This is a genomic window from Lyngbya sp. CCY1209, assembly GCF_035615495.1.
Taxonomy (GTDB): domain Bacteria; phylum Cyanobacteriota; class Cyanobacteriia; order Cyanobacteriales; family Microcoleaceae; genus Limnospira.
In genome coordinates, this window is record NZ_JAJENU010000533.1 from 1 (window position 1) to 363 (window position 363).

Genomic DNA, 363 nt, shown 5'->3' on the forward strand with positions numbered 1-363 from the left:
CGATCGCTTCAATTTTCAACCCTGTAGGGGCGCAAGGTTTGCGCCCTCTTTGCGCCCTCTTTCATCTCGCGTCGGGGAAATATCAAATCGGGGCCTATGCCATACGCCCCTACAAAAATGCGATCGCTCGTTTATGCTTTATGTGTCAAATGGAGGCGATCGCCAAATTTTTGGGGTGCGATCGCTTCAATTTTCATCTCGCGTCGGGGGAATATCACATCGGGGCGTATGCCATACGCCCCTACAAAAATGCGATCGCTCGTTTGGGTTTTATGCGTCAAATGGAGGCGATCGCCAAATTTTAAGGGTGCGATCGCTTCAATTTTCAACCCTGTAGGGGCGCAAGGTTTGCGCCCTCTTTGC

At 51.2% G+C, this 363-nt stretch carries 1 protein-coding gene; it reads left to right on the forward strand.

Annotated elements, in window-relative coordinates:
• On the forward strand, positions 1–305 hold a 305-nt coding region (locus LKE08_RS17595), incomplete at its 5' end, for a hypothetical protein (protein WP_324705553.1).
• Between the last annotated feature and the right edge of the window lie 58 nt (positions 306–363).